This is a genomic window from Streptomyces sp. NPDC046909 (assembly GCF_040644695.1).
Classification (GTDB): domain Bacteria; phylum Actinomycetota; class Actinomycetes; order Streptomycetales; family Streptomycetaceae; genus Streptomyces.
In genome coordinates, this window is sequence record NZ_JBEYXC010000004.1 from 309,776 (window position 1) to 325,939 (window position 16,164).

A 16,164-nucleotide genomic window follows, 5' to 3' on the forward strand; every position below is an offset into this window, starting at 1 on the left:
CATCAAGGAGGAACTCGGCGACCGCTCCGGCATCGCCAGCAGCTACCACCAACTCGGCATGATCGCGGAGCTTCGAAGCGACTACCAGCAAGCCGAGAACCACTACCGCGCCTCCCTCGCCATCGACGAGGAACTCGGCGACCGCTCCGGCATCGCCACCAGCTTTGGCCAGCTAGGCGTACTCCGTACCGTGCAGGAACGCCCAGCCGAAGGCGTGCCCTACCTGGTGAAATCTCTGAGCCTGCAACTGGAGATCGGAGTCCCACACGGGACGGTTCTCGCTTGGCTCAGCCAGCAAAGAGCCCTCCTCGGCGACAACACCTTCCGGTCCATCCTCGAAGACTTGCTGCCGGACGGCCCGGTGACCGCGATCATGAACGCCACAGAACCCGAACCCACCCCCGACCCTCCCCGCCCCCACCCCTGACCCCGCCCCAACGCCCGGCGCGCACCCCCTCGCCCCGCTTCACGCCTTCCCAACCCGGCGACACCGCGCCACCCTCCTCAGTGCTCCGAACCCCGCCCATCGCACAACTCGGACAAGGGAGAGGCCATGGCGAAGTGCGGTGCGCGCACGAAGACGGGAGGCCGGTGTCAGCGGCAGGTCGTGACAGGTACCGGCCGCTGCCCGATCCACCAGGGCTCATTCACGTCGTACGGCATAGCCCAGCGCAAGGAAAAGGAAGCCAAGGAGAAGAAGCGCAAGATACGCCGGAAGCGCTGACCCGAAGCCCACCCACCCCGACATCGCTCACACCATCGGCCACCCCTCAGCCACCCCTCGGCCGCCCTCCCCCCCCGTGCCGTATCCTCACCCCACCTGTCGCGCCCATGACCTGGGGGTTCCATGGTCGGCGGCGGACGCGAAGCAAAGTGGTGGGGATTCATGCGTGCAGCAGTCACGGGCACCGTTCTCAGCGGTGCCCTCATCCTTTCCGGCTCTCTTCTCACCGCACCGGCCGCGTACGCCGCGGAGACCGGTGTGACGATCGAGAAGGTGTCGGTGAACAGCGGTAAGTCCATCGTCTTCGGTACGTCGAGGACGGAGTCGTTCACGATCGCGGTGACCGTGTCCGACGACTCGGGGATCGGCAAGGACCTCGCGTTCCTGCAACTGGACCGCGAGAAGGGGGACGACTACTGGTCGTTCCACGGTGAGCCCTCGTGCACCGCCGTCAGCTCGACCACCTCCAGCTGCAAGCTCACGGTGAGGCTGGAGAAGGACATCGACCTGCCCCGCAACACCCTCGCGGGCCCCTGGGACGTGTACGTCCAGTTCCAGGCCAAGGACGGTGACTACTACGGCGGCGTCTACGGCACCCACCCCGTCAAGCGGCGGGCCACGCTCGGTGTCGACGCCTCGCCCGAGCCGGTCACCAAGGGCAAGAGCATCACGGTCACGGGCAAGCTCGCCCGCGCCAACTGGGACAAGTACGTCTACGCCGGCTACACCGGCCAGCCCGTGCGGCTGCAGTTCCGCCCGAAGGGCAGCAGCACCTACTCCACGGTCAAGACGGTGAACAGCGACAGCACGGGCAAGCTGAGGACGACCGTAACGGCCACCCGGGACGGTTACTGGCGGTGGAACTTCGCCGGTACCACCACGACCGCCGCGGTGAAGGCGACGGGCGACTTCGTCGACGTGCGCTGACGCGGGACGGCGCGGACACCGGCAGGGGCCGGTTCGAGAGGCGCACGCCTCTCGAACCGGCCCCTGGCCCTTACCCGGCTAACAGCCCATCGCCCACACATGCGCGTCACCCCGGTCATTGGCCGTCGCGTTGTACGCGACCTCGTCACCAGGCCGCAGACAGATCGTCATCGCACCGCCCGTGGACGGGAATTGGATCGCGGACTCGTACACCTTCACGTGGTCCTTGACTCCGGGTCCCGAGATCCCGTGGTTGGCCCAGGAGGAGTCCTCGTCGGCGATCCAGCTCTCCCACCACTCGTCGTCGCCGGAGGCGTTCATGCGCTGGCCGCCGTAGTTGGCGTCGGTCCAGGCACAGAAGTTGCCGCTGGGGCACTCGGCGGCGGAGGCCGGGGAGGCGGTGGTGAGGGCCGCGGCGGTGGCGAGGAGGGCGGCGGCCAGGAGGGCGGCGGGGTGCTTCATCAAGGGTGCCTTTCAGTCGTTGCGCAGGGGTGAGAGGGAAGAGAGGGATGAACTCTTGTTACGAAGGGTTCTTGTGCGCGTACTCCGAGGCCAGCAGCGTTCGCGCCTCCGTCAGGCCGTGTGCGCGGAGGCTTCGGTACGTCGCCCGGTCAGCCGGCGGTGCCTCGGACTTGAGGTTGTTCACCAGCGTCACCGCCCGGAACCAGCGGCCCTGGTCGCCGTAGAGCCGGCGTTCCGCCGCGGCGAGGCAGCCGTCGGTGTGGTGGGCGATGACGGGGCCGCTGGGGAGCTTCACCGTCAGTTCGGCGTGGCCCGTGCCGAAGAGGGCGCGGTCCACGCGAGGGCCCGGGGCCGGGCCGCCGGGGCGGGGCGGGGTGAGGCCCTGGCGGGCCAGGCAGCGGTCGGTGAGCAGTTGCTGGGCCGCCTTGAGGGTGTCGGCCGGGGTGAGGGACAGCGCGGGTTCGCGCGGCGCTCCGCAGGCCGTCAGGGCGGCGAGGCAGCACACGGCGGCCAGGACGCGTGCCCTCACGCCCACCCCGGCGCTCACCCTCATCCCGCCTCGCGACCCCACCCCGCCTCGCGACCCCACCCCGGCTCCGATCCTCACCCCGGCTCGCAGTCGCTGTGCGGGTTGGTGTCGACGCCGTCGAACTTGTTCCACCACTCCTGCCAGTCCTCGGAGTAGTCGCCGCCGTAGATCGTGCGCTGGAGACAGCGGCCCCCGGAGGGGAAGTGGAGGGCGTAGACCGTCCTGTTGACCTGTGAGCTGAAGGACTTGGCGTGCCGGAGCACCCGGGCCTCGGGTTCGGCGAAGCCGCCGCGCGCGGGGTCGTAGCACCAGGCGCCGCCCGCGCCCGTCTCGCCGACCTCGGGCCAGAAGCAGACGTAGCCGGGGAGGGCCGCGGCGGGCGGCGGTGCCGTGGTGAGGGTGAGCGCCACGCAGAAGAGCACGACGGCGGTGAAGCGTCTCAAGGGGACCTCTGGGGACAGGGGTTGGACAGTGCACGCGCTGCCTTCCCCGCCACCACCGCCGCTACGCACCGTGAGCTTCAGCACCACCCGTTACGGTGAGTAGTCGTATCGCGGTCATCGTCAGAGATGTCAGAGATGCCAGAGACGTGAGAGACGTGAGAGATGCCAGAGACATCAGAGACGTAGGAACGCCATCTCCACGGACGACGCGAAGGACTCGACCGCCGTGCACTTCCAGCCCACCGCCTCCACCGCCGCGATGAGTTCGGCCACCGCGCCGCGCAGGCCGGGTGCGGGGACCCGGGCGCGCGGGTCCATGTCGATGGCCGCCTCGAAGGTCGGGTCGCCCCGGTCGTGGGCGAACACCGCCTCGGTGACGACCTGGTTGACGCGGCGGCGTTGCAGTACGGCCATGTACGGCTCCCGGTAAGGCAGTTGGGGGTGCGCCGGCGGTGTCCGCTCCCCTCCGGTGGCCGCCGCCGGCGCTTGCAAAGGTTCACCGGAGGCGCTGCAATGCTCATGAAATTTCGATGATGCGCGGCGGAGCGGAGGCTTCGGTGGACGGGGGGTCTGCGCACGGGCTGCGGCTCGCGGTGCTGGGGCCGGTGCGGGCGTGGCGCGGTCGTACGGCTCTGGAGCTCGGGCCCGTCCGGCGGCAGGCGGTGCTCGTGGCGCTGGCGCTGCGGCCCGGTGTCCTCGTCACCCATGAGCAACTGATGGACGGGATATGGGGAGTTCAGCCTCCTAACTCCGGGAGCCGGGTGCTGCCGAGTTATGTGTATGCCCTGCGCAAGGCCCTCGATCCGGCGGGCGGCGAGGCGTCCGTCATCCGGGGCGGGCAGGGCGGGTACCGGTTCGTCGCGGACGGCTTACGGACCGATGTCGCCGAGCTCGATGAGGCCGTCGACGCGGGGCGGCGGGCGACGGCCGCGGGTGATCCCGGCTCCGCGCTGGCCCGGTTCTCCGGGGCGCTGGACCTGTTTCACGGGGAGCCGCTGGCGGGGTTGCCGGGGCCGTTCGCCGACGTCGAACGGCAGCGGCTGCTGGAACGGCTGCGGGCGGTACGGACGGGGCGGCTGGAGTGTCTGGTGCTGCTCGGCCGGTACACCGAGGCGCTGGACGAACTCGCCGCGCTGTCGGCGGCCGGACCGTACGACGAGTCGCTGGCGGCGCTGCGGATGCGGGCCCTGTACGGCGGTGGGCGGCAGGCGGAGGCGCTGCGGGTCTACCGGGAGATGAGCGAGCGGCTGCGGGACGAGCTCGGGGTGGATCCCGGGGCGGAGCTGCGGCGCGTCCACGAGGCCGTGTTGCGGCGGGAGGACGTACGGCTCCTCGACGCCGGACCCGTGCGCCGGCGCCGTATGGTCAACGAACTCCCGGGTGACGCCGGACGGTTGGTCGGGCGGGACGGGGAGCTGGCGCGGCTGGTCGCGCCTGCGGCGCCCGGGTCCGTGTCGGTGGCGACCGTCGACGGGCCCGCCGGGGTCGGGAAGTCCGCGTTGGTCGTGCGGGCGGCCCGGGAGCTCAGTGCCGAGCATCCGGACGGCTGTCTGTTCGTGGATCTGCGGGCGCACAGTACTCAGCGGCGGCAGTCGCCGGAGCGGGCGTTGCAGCGGATGCTGCGGTCGCTGGGCGCGGCGAACGGTGAACTGCCCAATGATCTCGACGGGTTGACGGCGGCGTGGCGGGCGGCGACCAGCGGGTTGCGGCTGCTGCTCGTGCTGGATGACGCGCTGGACGCCGAGCAGATACGGCCGTTGCTGCCCGCGGGGGCGGGGAGCCGGGTGCTGGTGGCCGGGCGGCGCCGGCTGGCCGGCTTGGACGCCGATCTGCGGGTCACGCTGGAGCCGCTGGGGAGCGGGGACGCCGTCTCGCTGCTGACGCACATCATCGGCGCCGAGCGGGCGGAGCGGGAGCCGGAGGCGGCGCTGCGGCTGGCGGGGCTGTGCGACGGGTTGCCGTTGGCATTGCGGATCGCCGGGTCGCGGTTGCAGAACCGGGGGGCCTGGACGGTGGAGTACCTGGTGGGGCGGATGGCGGGCGACGAGCGGCGACTGGGGGAACTGAGCGTCGGGGACCGGAGTGTGGAGGCCGCCTTTCGGATGTCGTACGACCAGCTGTCGGGCGAACAGCGCGCCGGGTTCCGGGTGTTGGGGCTGGTGCCGACGGTGGAGTTCGATGTGCTGGTGCCGGCGACGATGCTGGGGTGGCCGGTGCGGGACACCGAGCGGGTCCTGGAGAGCCTGGTCGACGCGAGTCTGTTGCAGGAGCCGCGGCCGGGGCGGTACCGGCTGCACGATCTGGTGCGGGTGCATGCGCGGCGGCTCGCGGAGGAGGTGCCGGAGGGGGCGGGGGCTGCTCGTAGGGCTGCGCTGCGGCTGTTTCTGGAGGCGGCGCGCATGGCCAGCGACTGGAGTCCGGTGGCTTTCGCCAGTGGGCCGGGGCCGTCCGCCGACGTGCCGTTCGCGGACTGGCGGGAGGCGGAGAGCTGGCTGGACTCGGCGGGTGGGGAGCTCGCCGATGTGGTGGGGCACGCGGTGGCGCACGGGGAGATGGACTTCGCTTGCTGGATCGCGCAGGCGCTGTGCGACAGCTTCGTACGGCAGGGGCGGTACCACGAGTCGCAGACGGCGCTGGAGATCGCGTTCGCGCATGTGGGTGAGGCCTCGGACCGGCGGATGGACATCGCCCTGCGGACACATCTGGCGTACACGGCCGTGCACCAGCGCCGGTACCGGGAGGCCCGCGTGCTGTTCGAGGAGGCGCTGGAGCTGAGCCGGAGCCATGGGGATCGGGTCCAGGAGGCACATGCGCTCACCGGGCTGGCGGCTGTCGACCTGAGTGTGGGCCAGGGCGACCTGGCGGTTCCCCGGCTCCTCGCGTCATTGGAGCTGGGCCGGCCGCTGGGCGACGACTGGCTCGCCTGGATCGCCCTCGTCGTCCTCGGTCTCGTCCACCAGTTCGCGCGGCGGAACGAGGAGGCGCTGGCCTGCTTCGCCGAGGCGCGGGTGCATGCCGAGCGGCGGGGTGGCCGGCCTCGGATGCTGGGCAGGGTGCTGAGCTGTGCCGCCGATGTGCATCTCCGGCTCGGCGCGTACGGGGAGGCCAAGAGCCTTCTGAGCCAGGCGGTCAGACTCGCCGGGCAGGTCGGGGACGTCTTCCTGTGCGCCCGCAGTCTGACCCGCCTCGGCACGGCGGAGGAGGCCGAGGGGAACGCGACCGCTGCCCTCACCCTCCACCATCAGGCCCTCCTCCAGCACCAGTTGCTCTCCCCGGTCACGACTCCCGGCTACGACTGGCTGGAGATGGACATCCGAACCCGCCTCGCCCAGACCTACCTCGCGCTGGGCCAAGCCCAGGAGGCCCAACGGCAGTTCCAGGCCGTACTCGCCGTCCGCGACGCCCGTACGACCTCGTAGGCCGCCGCCCGTGGTTCTTGCGACGGTCCGCGAATGGCGCGACGAGGATGGCTGGGGCGTCCTCGACTCCCCCGAGACCCCCGGCTTCAAGCAGGACGGCTACGACTACCGCGCGGTGAAGATCGTCCCCCGTCCTGTCTGACGCTCACTGCCCGAGCGGGGCCGGTGGAGTCGTGTTCGGGATCGCGGATGGGGTCGGGGGCGTCGCCGTCAGAGGGTGGGCTGTCTTGGTGTGTTCCCTGGTCAGGGACTTCGCCACCTTGCGGGCCAGCAGCGGGTCTGCCGGGAGGACGTGGGAGGCGAACCAGCGGGCCGGGGACGGGTCCGGGGAGGGGTCTGCGAAGTCCGGGCCCGCGTAGTCGTCGAGGGGTGGGTCGTAGAGGTAGCCCGTAACCAGGCCGTGGGTGACCAGGCGGTCCACCAGGGCGTCTCGGTTCTCCACCAGCAGGGGGACTCTGAAGAGGGGGAGAGGGCCATCGTGGGCGGCTCGGTCCCGTAGAGCCGGGGAGGCCCAGGGGGTGGCGGACAACAGGGTTACGCCCTCTCTGCGGTGGGCGAGGTTTTCGTCGAGGAGGTTCAGGCGGAGGTTGAGGCCGGCTCGGACCAGGCGGCCGTGGCGGGAGCGGTAGTCGTGGAGGTCGACGCGGATCCAGGGGTCGTAGGCCGGGAGGCTGGGGGCTTCCTTGGCGGACTGGGACAGGCGCTGGGCGTGCAGGGTCATGCGGTACGAATCGGGGTCGCGTTCCAGGAGGCCCAGGCGTTGCATCGTCCGCCAGGTGGGGCGTACCAGGTGCAGGGCGCGGATCGTCGAGCGGGCCAGCGGGCGTAGGGCCGTCGACAGGTCTGCCCTCAGTCTTGCCGGGGTCAGGAGGTCGTCCCGGAGCCGCTCCAGTTCGCGTCTTGTTGTCGCGTCCTCCACCGCCAGGAAGCCGCCCGCCATCCCCGCCACGTGCTTGGACAGGCTGAAGGCCGCCGCCTTGCCGAAGGTTCCGATGGGCTGGCCGTCCACGTGTGTGCCGATCGCGTGTGCCGCGTCCTCCAGTAGCGGGATGCCCAACTGCTCGCAGCGGTCGCGTAGTTCGACTATTCGGTCCGGCATGCCGTACAGGCTCGTAGTCAGCACCGCGTCCACGTTGCGCCAGGTGGATTCCGGTACCGCTGGCGGGTCGATGTTGCCGTCCCAGGGAGACACTGGGGCCATGACCGGGCGCAGGCCCGCCGCGAGGACGACGAAGAGGATCACGTCGTCGTTCACCGGGGACATCAGGATCCGGGCGCCCGGGCGGCACCAGCGCCGTAGGGCGAGGTACAGGGCCAGTCGCGCCGAGGGCGTGTAGACGCACTCCCGTCCCAGCCGCCGTGTCATCGTCGCGGCGAGCCGCGATCCGTACGGCATCGTCACCTCTTCCAGCAAAAGGGAATGAAGGATCAAACGAAGGGCCAAACGAAGGACCGAGTGAAGTTGCGAGTGAAGGAGCAGGGGTGCGGTGGGGCGCCGTTCAGCGTGCCCTCGCCCGGATCCCGCCCACCGTCTTCAGCAGCCGGTCCGCCGGGTCCCGTAGGTGTGGGTGGGCCAGGACCGTGTTCCGTAGGCCCCTCACCGGTCTGCGCCACAGGCGGTGTGCCGCCGACACCGGGTGCGGGCGGTAGGCGAAGCCTTCGCCGACGCGCAGTTCACGGGTCTTGAGCCAGTCCTTGTACTCCTTGTCGCCGCGTCCCAGGTCCATCACGCTCACGCCCTGCCGGCCGGCTGCCTCCGCCATGCGCAGGTGCATGATCAAGCCCGGGGAGTAGTAGCGGAGTTCGGGGTCGTACGCCGTGAACCAGGCCGCGAATACGGTGCGGGAGGTGGGGCCGAAGTGGGCGGCTACGGGGGTGTCGCCGGCGTAGACGACCGAGAGGACGCCGGTGAAGTGTTCCTCGCGGACGTGGAAGAGGTGGTCGGTGAGGGCGACGATCCAGGGGCGGGCGAAGCGGTCCATGCGGCCCGTGCGGCGGTACTGGGCCGACTTCCAACTCATCAGCTGGCGCAGCGCCTTGGGGTCGCGTTCGTCGAAGACGAACCTCAGCTCGCCGTGGTCGCGGGCCAGTCGGCGTTCCTTCTTCAGGACCGTCTTGGCGAGGCCGGGGTAGGCGCCGCGCAGCCACTCGGGGTAGGTGTCCTCGGCGGCCTTGAGGTCGACGACCGGGGAGGCGAAGGTCCCGGTGACGTAGCGGCCGAGAGGTTTCTGCTCGTCGACCAGATGGTCGAACTCGAAGACCGACATGCCGCAGGCCTTCAGCAACTCCCCCATGTCCCAGGTGACTCCGGGGCGATGGACGAGGGCTTGGCAGTCGGAGAGGCCGAGGCCGATGGCCCTGCCCACGCCGAGCGCGTTGCGTTCGTACGGGAAGAAGCCGACGGCCTCTCCGTGCTCGTGCAGGACCGCCACCCGGGCCCCGCCGCGGTACTTGCCCACTCCGGCCGCGAACTCCGGGGCCAGAAACGGGTTTCCGAAGTCGGGCGACTCGTCCATCACCCGGTGCCAGGCCTCGCGGAGCCCGCTGCCGAGTTCGTCCGGTCTGTGGATCGTGATCTGGTTGCTCATGGAGTTGCTCATGGATCGCATGGGCGACCGCTCCCCCCAGTTCCCCCCATGACGCGCCGGCCGCGTCCTGCCACGCGCACATTGTGCGGTGAGGCTCAAACGTCGCGAAACAGTACGCAGACTGTCAAGAGTGCCTGTCGTAACGGAACCGTACGGAGTGGGTGGTTCCGCTCCTTGCCCGCGGGAGCGGCTCTACATTGGCCTTTCTATGGATGACGATGACGGGCGTGTGCTCATCTCGTACTCGCACGACAGCGAGGAGCACCGGATCGCGGTGCGGAACCTCACCCAACGGCTGCGGGACGCGGGTGTGGGCGCCTGGATCGACCAGTTCGACGAGCACCGGCCGCCCGAGTCGTGGTGGCAGTGGATGCGGCAGCGGCTGGAGAAGGCCGAGTTCGTGCTCGTCGTGGTGACGGCCACCTATGTGGAGCGGTTCAACGGGGAGTCGCCGGCGGGCGTCGGGTCCGGGGTCCGGTGGGAGGGCGGCTGGATCACGGCGGACCTGTACCACGGGCGGCGGGACCGGGCGAAGTTCCTGCCGGTCGTCCTGCGCCGGGAGGACCTGGCGCTCATCCCGTATCCGCTGAACGGCACCGCCTCCTACGTCGTCGGTGACGGCGAGGACACCGACTTCCACAAGCTCGTCCGCACCCTCCACCGGACCCCCCTCGCCGTCCCCGCCGCCCTGGGCACCCCCGACTCCGCCGCGCGGTTCGACGGCGACACCTCGGTCCCGGAGGTGGCGGCGGCCCTGGCCGAGGCACGCGCGGGACGCATCGAGGAGGCGCTCGGGCGGCTCCGCGACGCCGGTGCGCGGCTGAGCGGCGAACCGCTGGCCCAGGCCGCCTACCTCTTCGGTGTCCTCAGTCATCGACGCGGCGACGTCGAACTGGCGATGAAGGCCCTCCAGTCGGCGCTCGACGGCACGAACCAACTCGACCTGCACCAGCGCGCCCAGGGCATGCTGGACATCGTCGCCTCGGACTGGAACACGCATCACGGCGAGCAGGGTTCCGGGAGCGCCGCCCGCGACTGGCTGACCCTTCTGCGCCGGAAGTGGAAGACGGGCGAGGTCTGGAAGAGACTCGACGACAACCTCCGGCTGGCCCTCGCCCAGGACTGGATCCTCGCCAACGCGTCACACCCCTGGATTCAAGGGGAGGACCGGGATCTGCTGGTGCGGGTCCTGGCGGAGCCGAAACCGAACCTCCAGGTCTCCAAAACGATGCTGGACGGCCGGGTCGAGGCCCTGCGCGATCACTACGCCGCGTGGGATCCGGGCACCTGGACCATCCCCGAGTTGCCGCGCCGCATCGGCCTCGACTACGAGATCGTCGGCTTCGCCCCACCCGGCGCCGACCCCCCGCAGGGGTTCTCCCTGCTGATGAGAAGGGTGGGCGCCAAATGGCTCGTCGCCAACTTCCAGCCCGCGTACGTGATTCCGGGTTGGCCGCCTCGCCAAGAGGAGATACCGGGGCTGTGAGGACACCGTGCGGGTGGGGGTGATGTGACATGGCGGACGCCGAGTTCGTACAAGGGATGACGCCGTTTCTGAAGGAGTCGCTGGGGGTGTACGGCAACGACGTGCTCACCGGCGGGGCGCGCGCCTCGGAGAGTCCTGCGGCCGGTGTCGGGCGTGGGTTGCTTCAGGCGACGTACCGCCGTGTCGGTCAGCGGGGTCGGGAGGGGCTGGCCGACGCCGTGCGGGAGGCTGTGGCCGAGCCGGGGAACGAGGACGCGGTGGGGGTGTTGCGGCAGGAGATTCGGCGGGCGTTGCGTCAACATCCTGAGCTGGAGGGTGAGTTGGCCGCGCTGCTGCCGGGTGGCGGTGGCCCCACGACGGTCGTTGTCGCGTCCGGGGAGCGGTCGGTCGCGGCGGGCGGCGGTATCGGCATCGCCATCACCGGCGACGGACATGGGCACGGTCCCGGGCACGGACCCGGACCCGGACACGGCACTCCGGCGCCATGAGCGGGATGCGTACCGTCTACCTTCAGAAGTCGCTGAGCATGAACGGCAGGGGCGCGCTCGGCGGCCGGGTCCTGGTGGACCGGCTCCGCGCCGAGTCCGAGGACCTGTTGCTCGGCCATGTCGTGTTCCGGGAGGAGAACGTGCCCCCGGTGGACTCGCCCATCCGACGGGACGTCATCTCCGAGACGGAGTTCCTCGGATTCGCCCCGAACGTCGTGGTGATGGAGGGCGGCCTGCTCACCGGGCGGGATGGCACCTGGCGACTCGTGCGGCCCCTGGCTGAGGAGTTCGTGGAGGACGGGGGGACGCTGATCGTGGCGGACGCCGACTTCAGCGTTCTCCACGGGCAGCAGGCCGGATACCTTGAGGCGGCGGATTTCCTCGGGGCTCGGGCCACTTACCGGGCTGGCTCATGGCCGCTGGTCGGCCAGGACAACATGCGGAATTCGGGCTCCCAGAAGGTGATCCGCTGCCTGCCCGATCGCATGTACGTCAGCGACTGGCTCCGCCCTGTCTATGACGGCATCCCCGAGATCCTCTGCAGCTGGCCGGTGCGGCTGCACTCCTTCAAGGGCCTTCTCGCCTCGTGCAACAGGGACTCCACGACCGTATACGCCGATGGAGGCCCGGAATCCGACCACGTGCCCTGGGCGTCGGTGTGTCAGACCGGGGCCGGGTTCGTCGTGCTGATGGCCGGCCGGGTGACCAATGATGTGTGGCAGGAACGCTGCCCCCACAACACCGCTTGGATGGTGAACGTATGCCGGTTCCTCACCGACGCGGCCGACGTCGAGCGCCGCCGGAACCAGGCGGCGACCAGGTCCCCGGAGTCGCTCTTCCTGAGCCACGCGCACCGGGACAAGGACCTCGTGTCCGCCACGTATCGGCTGTTGAGGGCCGAGCATGCCGTCGGCACCTGGATCGACGCAGAGGAGCTGCTTCCGGGGGACTCCCTGACCGAGCACGTCACCGGGGCCGTCAGCCGGGCTACCGCGTTCGTCCTCTTCTGGTCCGAAGCCGCCGCCACCTCCTCCTGGGTCCGGCGCGAACTCGACATCGCCCTGGATACGCCGACCCCGACCCTGCTCGTCGTACGGCTGGACCACACGCCTCTCCCCGACCGACTGGCCGAGCTCGTGCGAATCGAGGCGGCGGACATATCACCCCTGGAGATCGCCGGAAAGCTGGCGGAGACGATCCGGAAGCGGCGGCGCCGGGAGCGTATCGAGGAGGCACGGCGGCGTGGACACTGACCCGTACAAAATCTTTGTACGGGTGGCAAAGGGTGAACGTACGCCCCTTTATGGGGAGTTCCTCCGCATGAGCAACAAGAGCCGCAGCTCGCGGCAGCGGAAGAACGCGTCCGCCATGAAGATGGTCGGGAGTCTCGTCGGTACGTTCCGGCGGGCGGCGGGGCTGACTCAGGTGGCCCTCGCCGAGCGGGTGGGAGTGGACGAGGAGACGATCGCGTCCATCGAGCAGGGGCGGCGGACCCTGAAGGAGGATCTGGCGGCTCTGCTGGACGAGCTCCTCGACACGAAGGGGGCGTTGGTGGTCGCGCTGGCGCACATGCCCGAGATCGACCTGTTCCCCCGGTGGGCGGAGGAGTACATCGACCTGGAGCAGGAGGCGCTTGCGCTGTCGTCGTTCGAGAACCAGGCCCTGCCGGGCCTTCTCCAGACCCCGGCCTATGCCCGCGCGGTCTTTCTGAACGAGGTGCCCGCCCTGACCGAGGACGAGATCGAACCGCGAGTCGCAGCCCGCATCCAGCGTCAGGAGATCCTGAGTCGCAAGGTTCCGCCGACCGCCACCTTCATCATCTCCGAGATGACTCTGGTAGACCGACTGGGCGGGGACGAGGTGTACTACGAGCAACTGCGGCAGCTCCGGGAGTGGGCCGTCCCGCCCGGGATCACCCTCCAAGTCATGCCCATGGGGCGAGACTTCCACGCGGGGCTGTCCGGACCCTTCGTCCTCGTCGAGACCGTCGACCACCAGCGCCTCGCCTACGTCGAGGGGCAGCGCAAAGGCTGGATGATCGCCGATCCCGACGAGGTCTCCGTGTTGGAACGCAAGTATGCGATGCTGCGGACACAGGCTCTCAACCCCAAGGAGTCCAGAGGCCTGTTGGACCGTTTGCTAGGAGAGCGATGAGCACCGCACCGAAATGGTTCAAGTCCAGCTACAGCACCGAGCAGGGCGGTAACTGCCTCGAAGTCGCCACCTCACCCCGCACCATCCACATCCGCGACTCGAAGAACACCGACGGCCCCAGCCTCACCGTCACCCGCGACACCTGGACGGCGTTCCTCACGCTTACCCGCGACCGCTAGAGCCACCGTCACCGTCACCGACGCGGTGGCCATCGTCGCCATGCCCGTTGCCGGGGACGTCAGTTGGGCCACCGTGCCCGCGAGCGCCGCCGCCACGCCCTGCATCGTGAGCATTCCGGCGGAGCGGAGGCCGAGGGCGTGGCCCGCCATGTCGTCCGGGGTGAGGGACATCAGGCGTTCCTGCTGGACGAGGCTCGCGGCGAAGCCGACGTTGGAGAGGCAGACGGCCATCGCGGCCAGGACCACCCCCGGTCGCAGCGCGAAGAGCAGGTACGGCGTCGCCAGGAGCAGGAGCAGCGGGGTGGCCAGGCGGGGGCGCAGGGCCGGGCTCACGAAGCGGCCGACCAATACGTCGCCCACGAACATGCCCAACGCCCCGCTCGCGAACAGCGCGCCCGCCGCCTTCGGGGCGTAGGAGACGTACAGGGAATCGCAGCCGACCACCAGGCCGTTCGGGAGCCACAGGCCCAAGTACGTCAGACGCCGGCCCCTCGACGACCACAGGAACGCGTTGTTGCGCCAGGTCGCCCTCACCGAGAGGCGGCCCGAGGCGCGGGGTGGGCGGGCGGTCAGGCCGAAGCGGTAGCCGAGGGCCTCCGCCGCGTACAGGGCCGCCGCGAGGAGGAGGCAGGTGCGGGGGGACAGCAGGGTCAGGAGCGCGCCGCCGGTCGCGAAGCCCAGGACCTGCATCAGGCCGGATGCCATGTTGAAGACCGAACGGCCCAGTACGAAGCCGGACTTGGGGAGGATCTCGTTCAGGAGGCCGCCCGTCACTCCGCCGCCCAGCGAGGCGATCAGGCCCTGCGCCACCACGACCACGAAGACTCCCCAGACCGGCAGGTCCGGCAGCGCCAGCACCGCCGTCAGCAGCGCGAAGGCCAGGCCCGTCCAGGCCAGCGTCGCCCTCGGCGGCAGGCGGTCCGCGCCTGAGAGTAAGAAGGTCGCGCCCAGTACCTGTGCCAGTTGTGGGCCGAACATGCTCAGCGCCGCCAGGAGCGGGGAATCCGTGGCCTGGTAGACCATCGTGGCGAGGGAGAGTCCGCCGATCGTCAGGGCCGCGTTGAAGGCGGTGTAGGAGAGGAAGAACGGGGTGAACTCCGGGACGCGGAAGAGCTCGCGGTAGCTGCGCATGGAGGGAGTCTCGGAGCTGGTGGCGGGAAATCGTTAGTGTTTCGCGCGTCAGCGAAAGGTCGGGGGTGCTCATGGGGTGGTGGCAGCTCAACGCCGACACGCTCGCGCGCAGCCGGTTCGCGCTGTCCCCGTTCGCCGAGACCTTCGCGAGCCTGAAGCTCCTGCACGCCGGGACCGGCGCCCATCCGGGCGAGGACGCCTGGCTCCGCGATCATCTGCCCGGCTACCGCGCCCTTCTGGCCGCCGATCCGGTGACCGCGCAGCTCGTGCACGCCGGGCTGGGCAAGTCCTGGATCGCGGACTTCCTGGCGCCCCTCCCCTGCGACGGGGAGCCCCTGGAGGAGACCCTGGCCCAGGTGCGGGCGACCGACCCGGCGGAGGCCCGCGCCAACCTGCGGGTCTCCCTTCCCGGCCCGCTGCCCACCGCCCTGGAGCGCGACGACCTGCCCGAGCGGGCGGCCGCCCTCCTGGAATACGTCTGGACGCGGACGGTACGGCCCTACTGGGACCGTCGGCGGCAGGTGCTGGAGGCAGACGTCGTCGCCCGGACCGCGATGGTGAGCCGGGGCGGCTGGGCGGCGGTGCTGGACTCGCTGAAACCGGGGCAGACGCGCTGGCTGGGCGGCAACCGGCTCCAGGTGAACGTGCACGAATACCCGCCCCGGGACATCTCCGGCGCCGAGCTCGTCCTTGTGCCGGTCACTCCCGGGCACGGCTGGGTGTACTGGGAGATCCCGACCCGCTACGCCATCGTCTACGGCTGCTCAGGCACCCTCGCCGACCCCGGCGCCCGCACCGTCCCCGCAAGCCTCGGCGCCCTGCTCGGCACGACCCGGGCCGGCGTCCTCGTCCTCCTCGGCTCCCCCATGAGCACCAGCCAGCTGGTCGCCGTCACCGGATACGCCCTCGGCTCGGTCGGCCGCCATCTGCGGGTGCTGCTGGACGCGGGGCTGGTGGAGCGGCGGCGGGCGGGGCGGTCGGTGCTGTACCGGCGGACGGCGGCCGGCACCGTACTCGTCGAGGCCTCACACCGGCCCGACACTTACCGGAGTTAGCATCCGGTTATGACCTCTGCTGACAGCACCTCTCCCCTCGCCGTTTCGATCAACACCCTCCAGGGCGGCGCCGCCGACCTCTCCCAGTACGCCGGCCAGGCCGTTCTCATCGTGAACGTGGCCTCGAAGTGCGGGCTGACCCCGCAGTACACCGGCCTGGAGACCCTCCAGAAGGAGTACGCCGACAAGGGCTTCACCGTCCTCGGCGTGCCCTGCAACCAGTTCCTCGGGCAGGAGCCCGGCAGCGCCGAGGAGATCGCGGAGTTCTGCTCGGCGACGTACGGCGTGACCTTCCCGCTGACCGAGAAGGTGGACGTCAACGGGGAGGACCGGCACCCGCTCTACGAGCGGCTCGTCCCCTTCGCCGACGCCGAGGGGCACACCGGCGACATCCGCTGGAACTTCGAGAAGTTCCTCATCGGCCGCGACGGCCAGGTCGTCGCCCGGTTCTCGCCGCAGACCGAGCCGGGGTCGGCGGAGCTGGTGGCCGCGGTGGAGTCCGCGATCAAGTAAGTCGCCCAGCGGCTGACTTCCCGGTCCGTAACTCCCTTGGCGTGTACGGCGGTTGCCCGGCCCTTC

Annotated in this window: 18 protein-coding genes and 1 pseudogene; 12 read left to right on the plus strand and 7 right to left on the minus strand. The window is 70.3% G+C overall.

What is annotated here, in order from left to right:
• From ABZ928_RS14420 to ABZ928_RS14430, 3 genes are all read left to right on the plus strand, one after another.
• Window positions 1-427, plus strand: a 427-nt coding sequence (locus ABZ928_RS14420) for a tetratricopeptide repeat protein (protein WP_361518076.1), incomplete at its 5' end; no start/stop codon positions are given.
• A 126-nt stretch (window positions 428-553) separates the two neighbouring features.
• Window positions 554-724, plus strand: a complete 171-nt coding sequence (locus ABZ928_RS14425) for an HGGxSTG domain-containing protein (RefSeq protein ID WP_361518077.1) — start codon at window positions 554-556, stop codon at window positions 722-724.
• Between the two features lie 162 nt (window positions 725-886).
• Window positions 887-1,651, plus strand: coding sequence for a hypothetical protein (locus tag ABZ928_RS14430; protein ID WP_361518079.1), 765 nt, complete (start codon window positions 887-889; stop codon window positions 1,649-1,651).
• A 78-nt stretch (window positions 1,652-1,729) separates the two neighbouring features.
• On the opposite strand, the gene ABZ928_RS14435 is transcribed toward ABZ928_RS14430, so the two are convergent.
• From ABZ928_RS14435 to ABZ928_RS14450, 4 genes are all read right to left on the minus strand, one after another.
• Window positions 1,730-2,113 carry a peptidase inhibitor family I36 protein gene (locus ABZ928_RS14435; protein WP_361518081.1) on the minus strand — a complete coding sequence of 128 codons (384 nt, stop codon included), beginning with the start codon at window positions 2,111-2,113 and terminating at the stop codon, window positions 1,730-1,732.
• A 58-nt stretch (window positions 2,114-2,171) separates the two neighbouring features.
• Window positions 2,172-2,642, minus strand: a complete 471-nt coding sequence (locus ABZ928_RS14440; RefSeq protein ID WP_361518083.1) for a hypothetical protein — start codon at window positions 2,640-2,642, stop codon at window positions 2,172-2,174.
• Between the two features lie 74 nt (window positions 2,643-2,716).
• Window positions 2,717-3,085: a hypothetical protein gene (locus ABZ928_RS14445; RefSeq protein WP_361518085.1), complete on the minus strand. Its 369-nt coding sequence runs from the start codon at window positions 3,083-3,085 to the stop codon at window positions 2,717-2,719.
• Between the two features lie 174 nt (window positions 3,086-3,259).
• The gene (locus ABZ928_RS14450) at window positions 3,260-3,499 is read right to left on the minus strand and encodes a hypothetical protein (protein ID WP_361518087.1); all 240 of its coding nucleotides are present in this window, start codon (window positions 3,497-3,499) and stop codon (window positions 3,260-3,262) included.
• Between the two features lie 143 nt (window positions 3,500-3,642).
• Here ABZ928_RS14450 and ABZ928_RS14455 point away from each other — a divergent pair, with 143 nt between their 5' ends.
• A complete protein-coding gene (locus tag ABZ928_RS14455) occupies window positions 3,643-6,504 on the plus strand; it encodes a BTAD domain-containing putative transcriptional regulator (protein ID WP_361518089.1) in 2,862 nt (953 codons plus the stop codon).
• A gap of 10 nt (window positions 6,505-6,514) precedes the next feature.
• Window positions 6,515-6,646 (plus strand): hypothetical protein, encoded by a 132-nt coding sequence (locus ABZ928_RS14460; protein ID WP_361518091.1) that lies wholly within the window; start codon window positions 6,515-6,517, stop codon window positions 6,644-6,646.
• Window positions 6,647-6,649: 3 nt separating this feature from the next.
• On the opposite strand, the gene ABZ928_RS14465 is transcribed toward ABZ928_RS14460, so the two are convergent.
• Together ABZ928_RS14465 and ABZ928_RS14470 are read right to left on the minus strand one after the other, a co-directional pair.
• Window positions 6,650-7,900 carry a DegT/DnrJ/EryC1/StrS family aminotransferase gene (locus ABZ928_RS14465; RefSeq protein WP_361518093.1) on the minus strand — a complete coding sequence of 417 codons (1,251 nt, stop codon included), beginning with the start codon at window positions 7,898-7,900 and terminating at the stop codon, window positions 6,650-6,652.
• A 103-nt stretch (window positions 7,901-8,003) separates the two neighbouring features.
• Window positions 8,004-9,113: a GNAT family N-acetyltransferase gene (locus tag ABZ928_RS14470; protein WP_361518095.1), complete on the minus strand. Its 1,110-nt coding sequence runs from the start codon at window positions 9,111-9,113 to the stop codon at window positions 8,004-8,006.
• 187 nt (window positions 9,114-9,300) lie between these two features.
• Between ABZ928_RS14470 and ABZ928_RS14475 the strand changes: the two genes are divergently transcribed.
• From ABZ928_RS14475 to ABZ928_RS14495, 5 genes and pseudogenes are all read left to right on the plus strand, one after another.
• On the plus strand, window positions 9,301-10,578 hold the full coding sequence (locus ABZ928_RS14475; protein WP_361518096.1) for a toll/interleukin-1 receptor domain-containing protein: 1,278 nt from the start codon (window positions 9,301-9,303) through the stop codon (window positions 10,576-10,578).
• Window positions 10,579-10,607: 29 nt separating this feature from the next.
• A complete protein-coding gene (locus tag ABZ928_RS14480; protein WP_361518098.1) occupies window positions 10,608-11,066 on the plus strand; it encodes a hypothetical protein in 459 nt (152 codons plus the stop codon).
• Complete coding sequence (locus ABZ928_RS14485) at window positions 11,063-12,319, plus strand: toll/interleukin-1 receptor domain-containing protein (RefSeq protein WP_361518100.1); 1,257 nt, start codon at window positions 11,063-11,065, stop codon at window positions 12,317-12,319. The genes ABZ928_RS14480 and ABZ928_RS14485 overlap by 4 nt, the downstream gene beginning before the upstream one ends.
• A gap of 67 nt (window positions 12,320-12,386) precedes the next feature.
• The gene (locus tag ABZ928_RS14490) at window positions 12,387-13,220 is read left to right on the plus strand and encodes a helix-turn-helix transcriptional regulator (RefSeq protein WP_361518102.1); all 834 of its coding nucleotides are present in this window, start codon (window positions 12,387-12,389) and stop codon (window positions 13,218-13,220) included.
• Window positions 13,217-13,321 (plus strand): annotated as a pseudogene (locus ABZ928_RS14495) (DUF397 domain-containing protein); the annotation flags it as partial. The gene ABZ928_RS14490 and the pseudogene ABZ928_RS14495, both read left to right, overlap by 4 nt.
• On the opposite strand, the gene ABZ928_RS14500 reads toward ABZ928_RS14495, so the two are convergent.
• The gene (locus ABZ928_RS14500) at window positions 13,292-14,530 is read right to left on the minus strand and encodes an MFS transporter (RefSeq protein WP_361518103.1); all 1,239 of its coding nucleotides are present in this window, start codon (window positions 14,528-14,530) and stop codon (window positions 13,292-13,294) included. The pseudogene ABZ928_RS14495 and the gene ABZ928_RS14500 sit on opposite strands and share 30 nt — an antisense overlap.
• Before the next feature lie 71 nt (window positions 14,531-14,601).
• Between ABZ928_RS14500 and ABZ928_RS14505 the strand changes: the two genes are divergently transcribed.
• Together ABZ928_RS14505 and ABZ928_RS14510 are read left to right on the plus strand one after the other, a co-directional pair.
• Window positions 14,602-15,585, plus strand: a complete 984-nt coding sequence (locus ABZ928_RS14505) for a winged helix-turn-helix domain-containing protein (RefSeq protein ID WP_361518105.1) — start codon at window positions 14,602-14,604, stop codon at window positions 15,583-15,585.
• Between the two features lie 9 nt (window positions 15,586-15,594).
• Window positions 15,595-16,098: a glutathione peroxidase gene (locus ABZ928_RS14510; RefSeq protein WP_361518107.1), complete on the plus strand. Its 504-nt coding sequence runs from the start codon at window positions 15,595-15,597 to the stop codon at window positions 16,096-16,098.
• Window positions 16,099-16,164: the final 66 nt, after the last annotated feature.

Coding starts and splice junctions, on each gene's coding strand:
- ABZ928_RS14475 (WP_361518096.1), top strand. CDS start 9,301: ATGGATGACGATGACGGGCGTGTGCTCATCTCGTACTCGCACGACAGC.
- ABZ928_RS14450 (WP_361518087.1), bottom strand. CDS start 3,499: ATGGCCGTACTGCAACGCCGCCGCGTCAACCAGGTCGTCACCGAGGCG.
- ABZ928_RS14505 (WP_361518105.1), top strand. CDS start 14,602: ATGGGGTGGTGGCAGCTCAACGCCGACACGCTCGCGCGCAGCCGGTTC.
- ABZ928_RS14465 (WP_361518093.1), bottom strand. CDS start 7,900: ATGCCGTACGGATCGCGGCTCGCCGCGACGATGACACGGCGGCTGGGA.
- ABZ928_RS14470 (WP_361518095.1), bottom strand. CDS start 9,113: ATGCGATCCATGAGCAACTCCATGAGCAACCAGATCACGATCCACAGA.
- ABZ928_RS14500 (WP_361518103.1), bottom strand. CDS start 14,530: ATGCGCAGCTACCGCGAGCTCTTCCGCGTCCCGGAGTTCACCCCGTTC.
- ABZ928_RS14490 (WP_361518102.1), top strand. CDS start 12,387: ATGAGCAACAAGAGCCGCAGCTCGCGGCAGCGGAAGAACGCGTCCGCC.
- ABZ928_RS14430 (WP_361518079.1), top strand. CDS start 887: ATGCGTGCAGCAGTCACGGGCACCGTTCTCAGCGGTGCCCTCATCCTT.
- ABZ928_RS14425 (WP_361518077.1), top strand. CDS start 554: ATGGCGAAGTGCGGTGCGCGCACGAAGACGGGAGGCCGGTGTCAGCGG.
- ABZ928_RS14480 (WP_361518098.1), top strand. CDS start 10,608: ATGGCGGACGCCGAGTTCGTACAAGGGATGACGCCGTTTCTGAAGGAG.
- ABZ928_RS14510 (WP_361518107.1), top strand. CDS start 15,595: ATGACCTCTGCTGACAGCACCTCTCCCCTCGCCGTTTCGATCAACACC.
- ABZ928_RS14485 (WP_361518100.1), top strand. CDS start 11,063: ATGAGCGGGATGCGTACCGTCTACCTTCAGAAGTCGCTGAGCATGAAC.
- ABZ928_RS14435 (WP_361518081.1), bottom strand. CDS start 2,113: ATGAAGCACCCCGCCGCCCTCCTGGCCGCCGCCCTCCTCGCCACCGCC.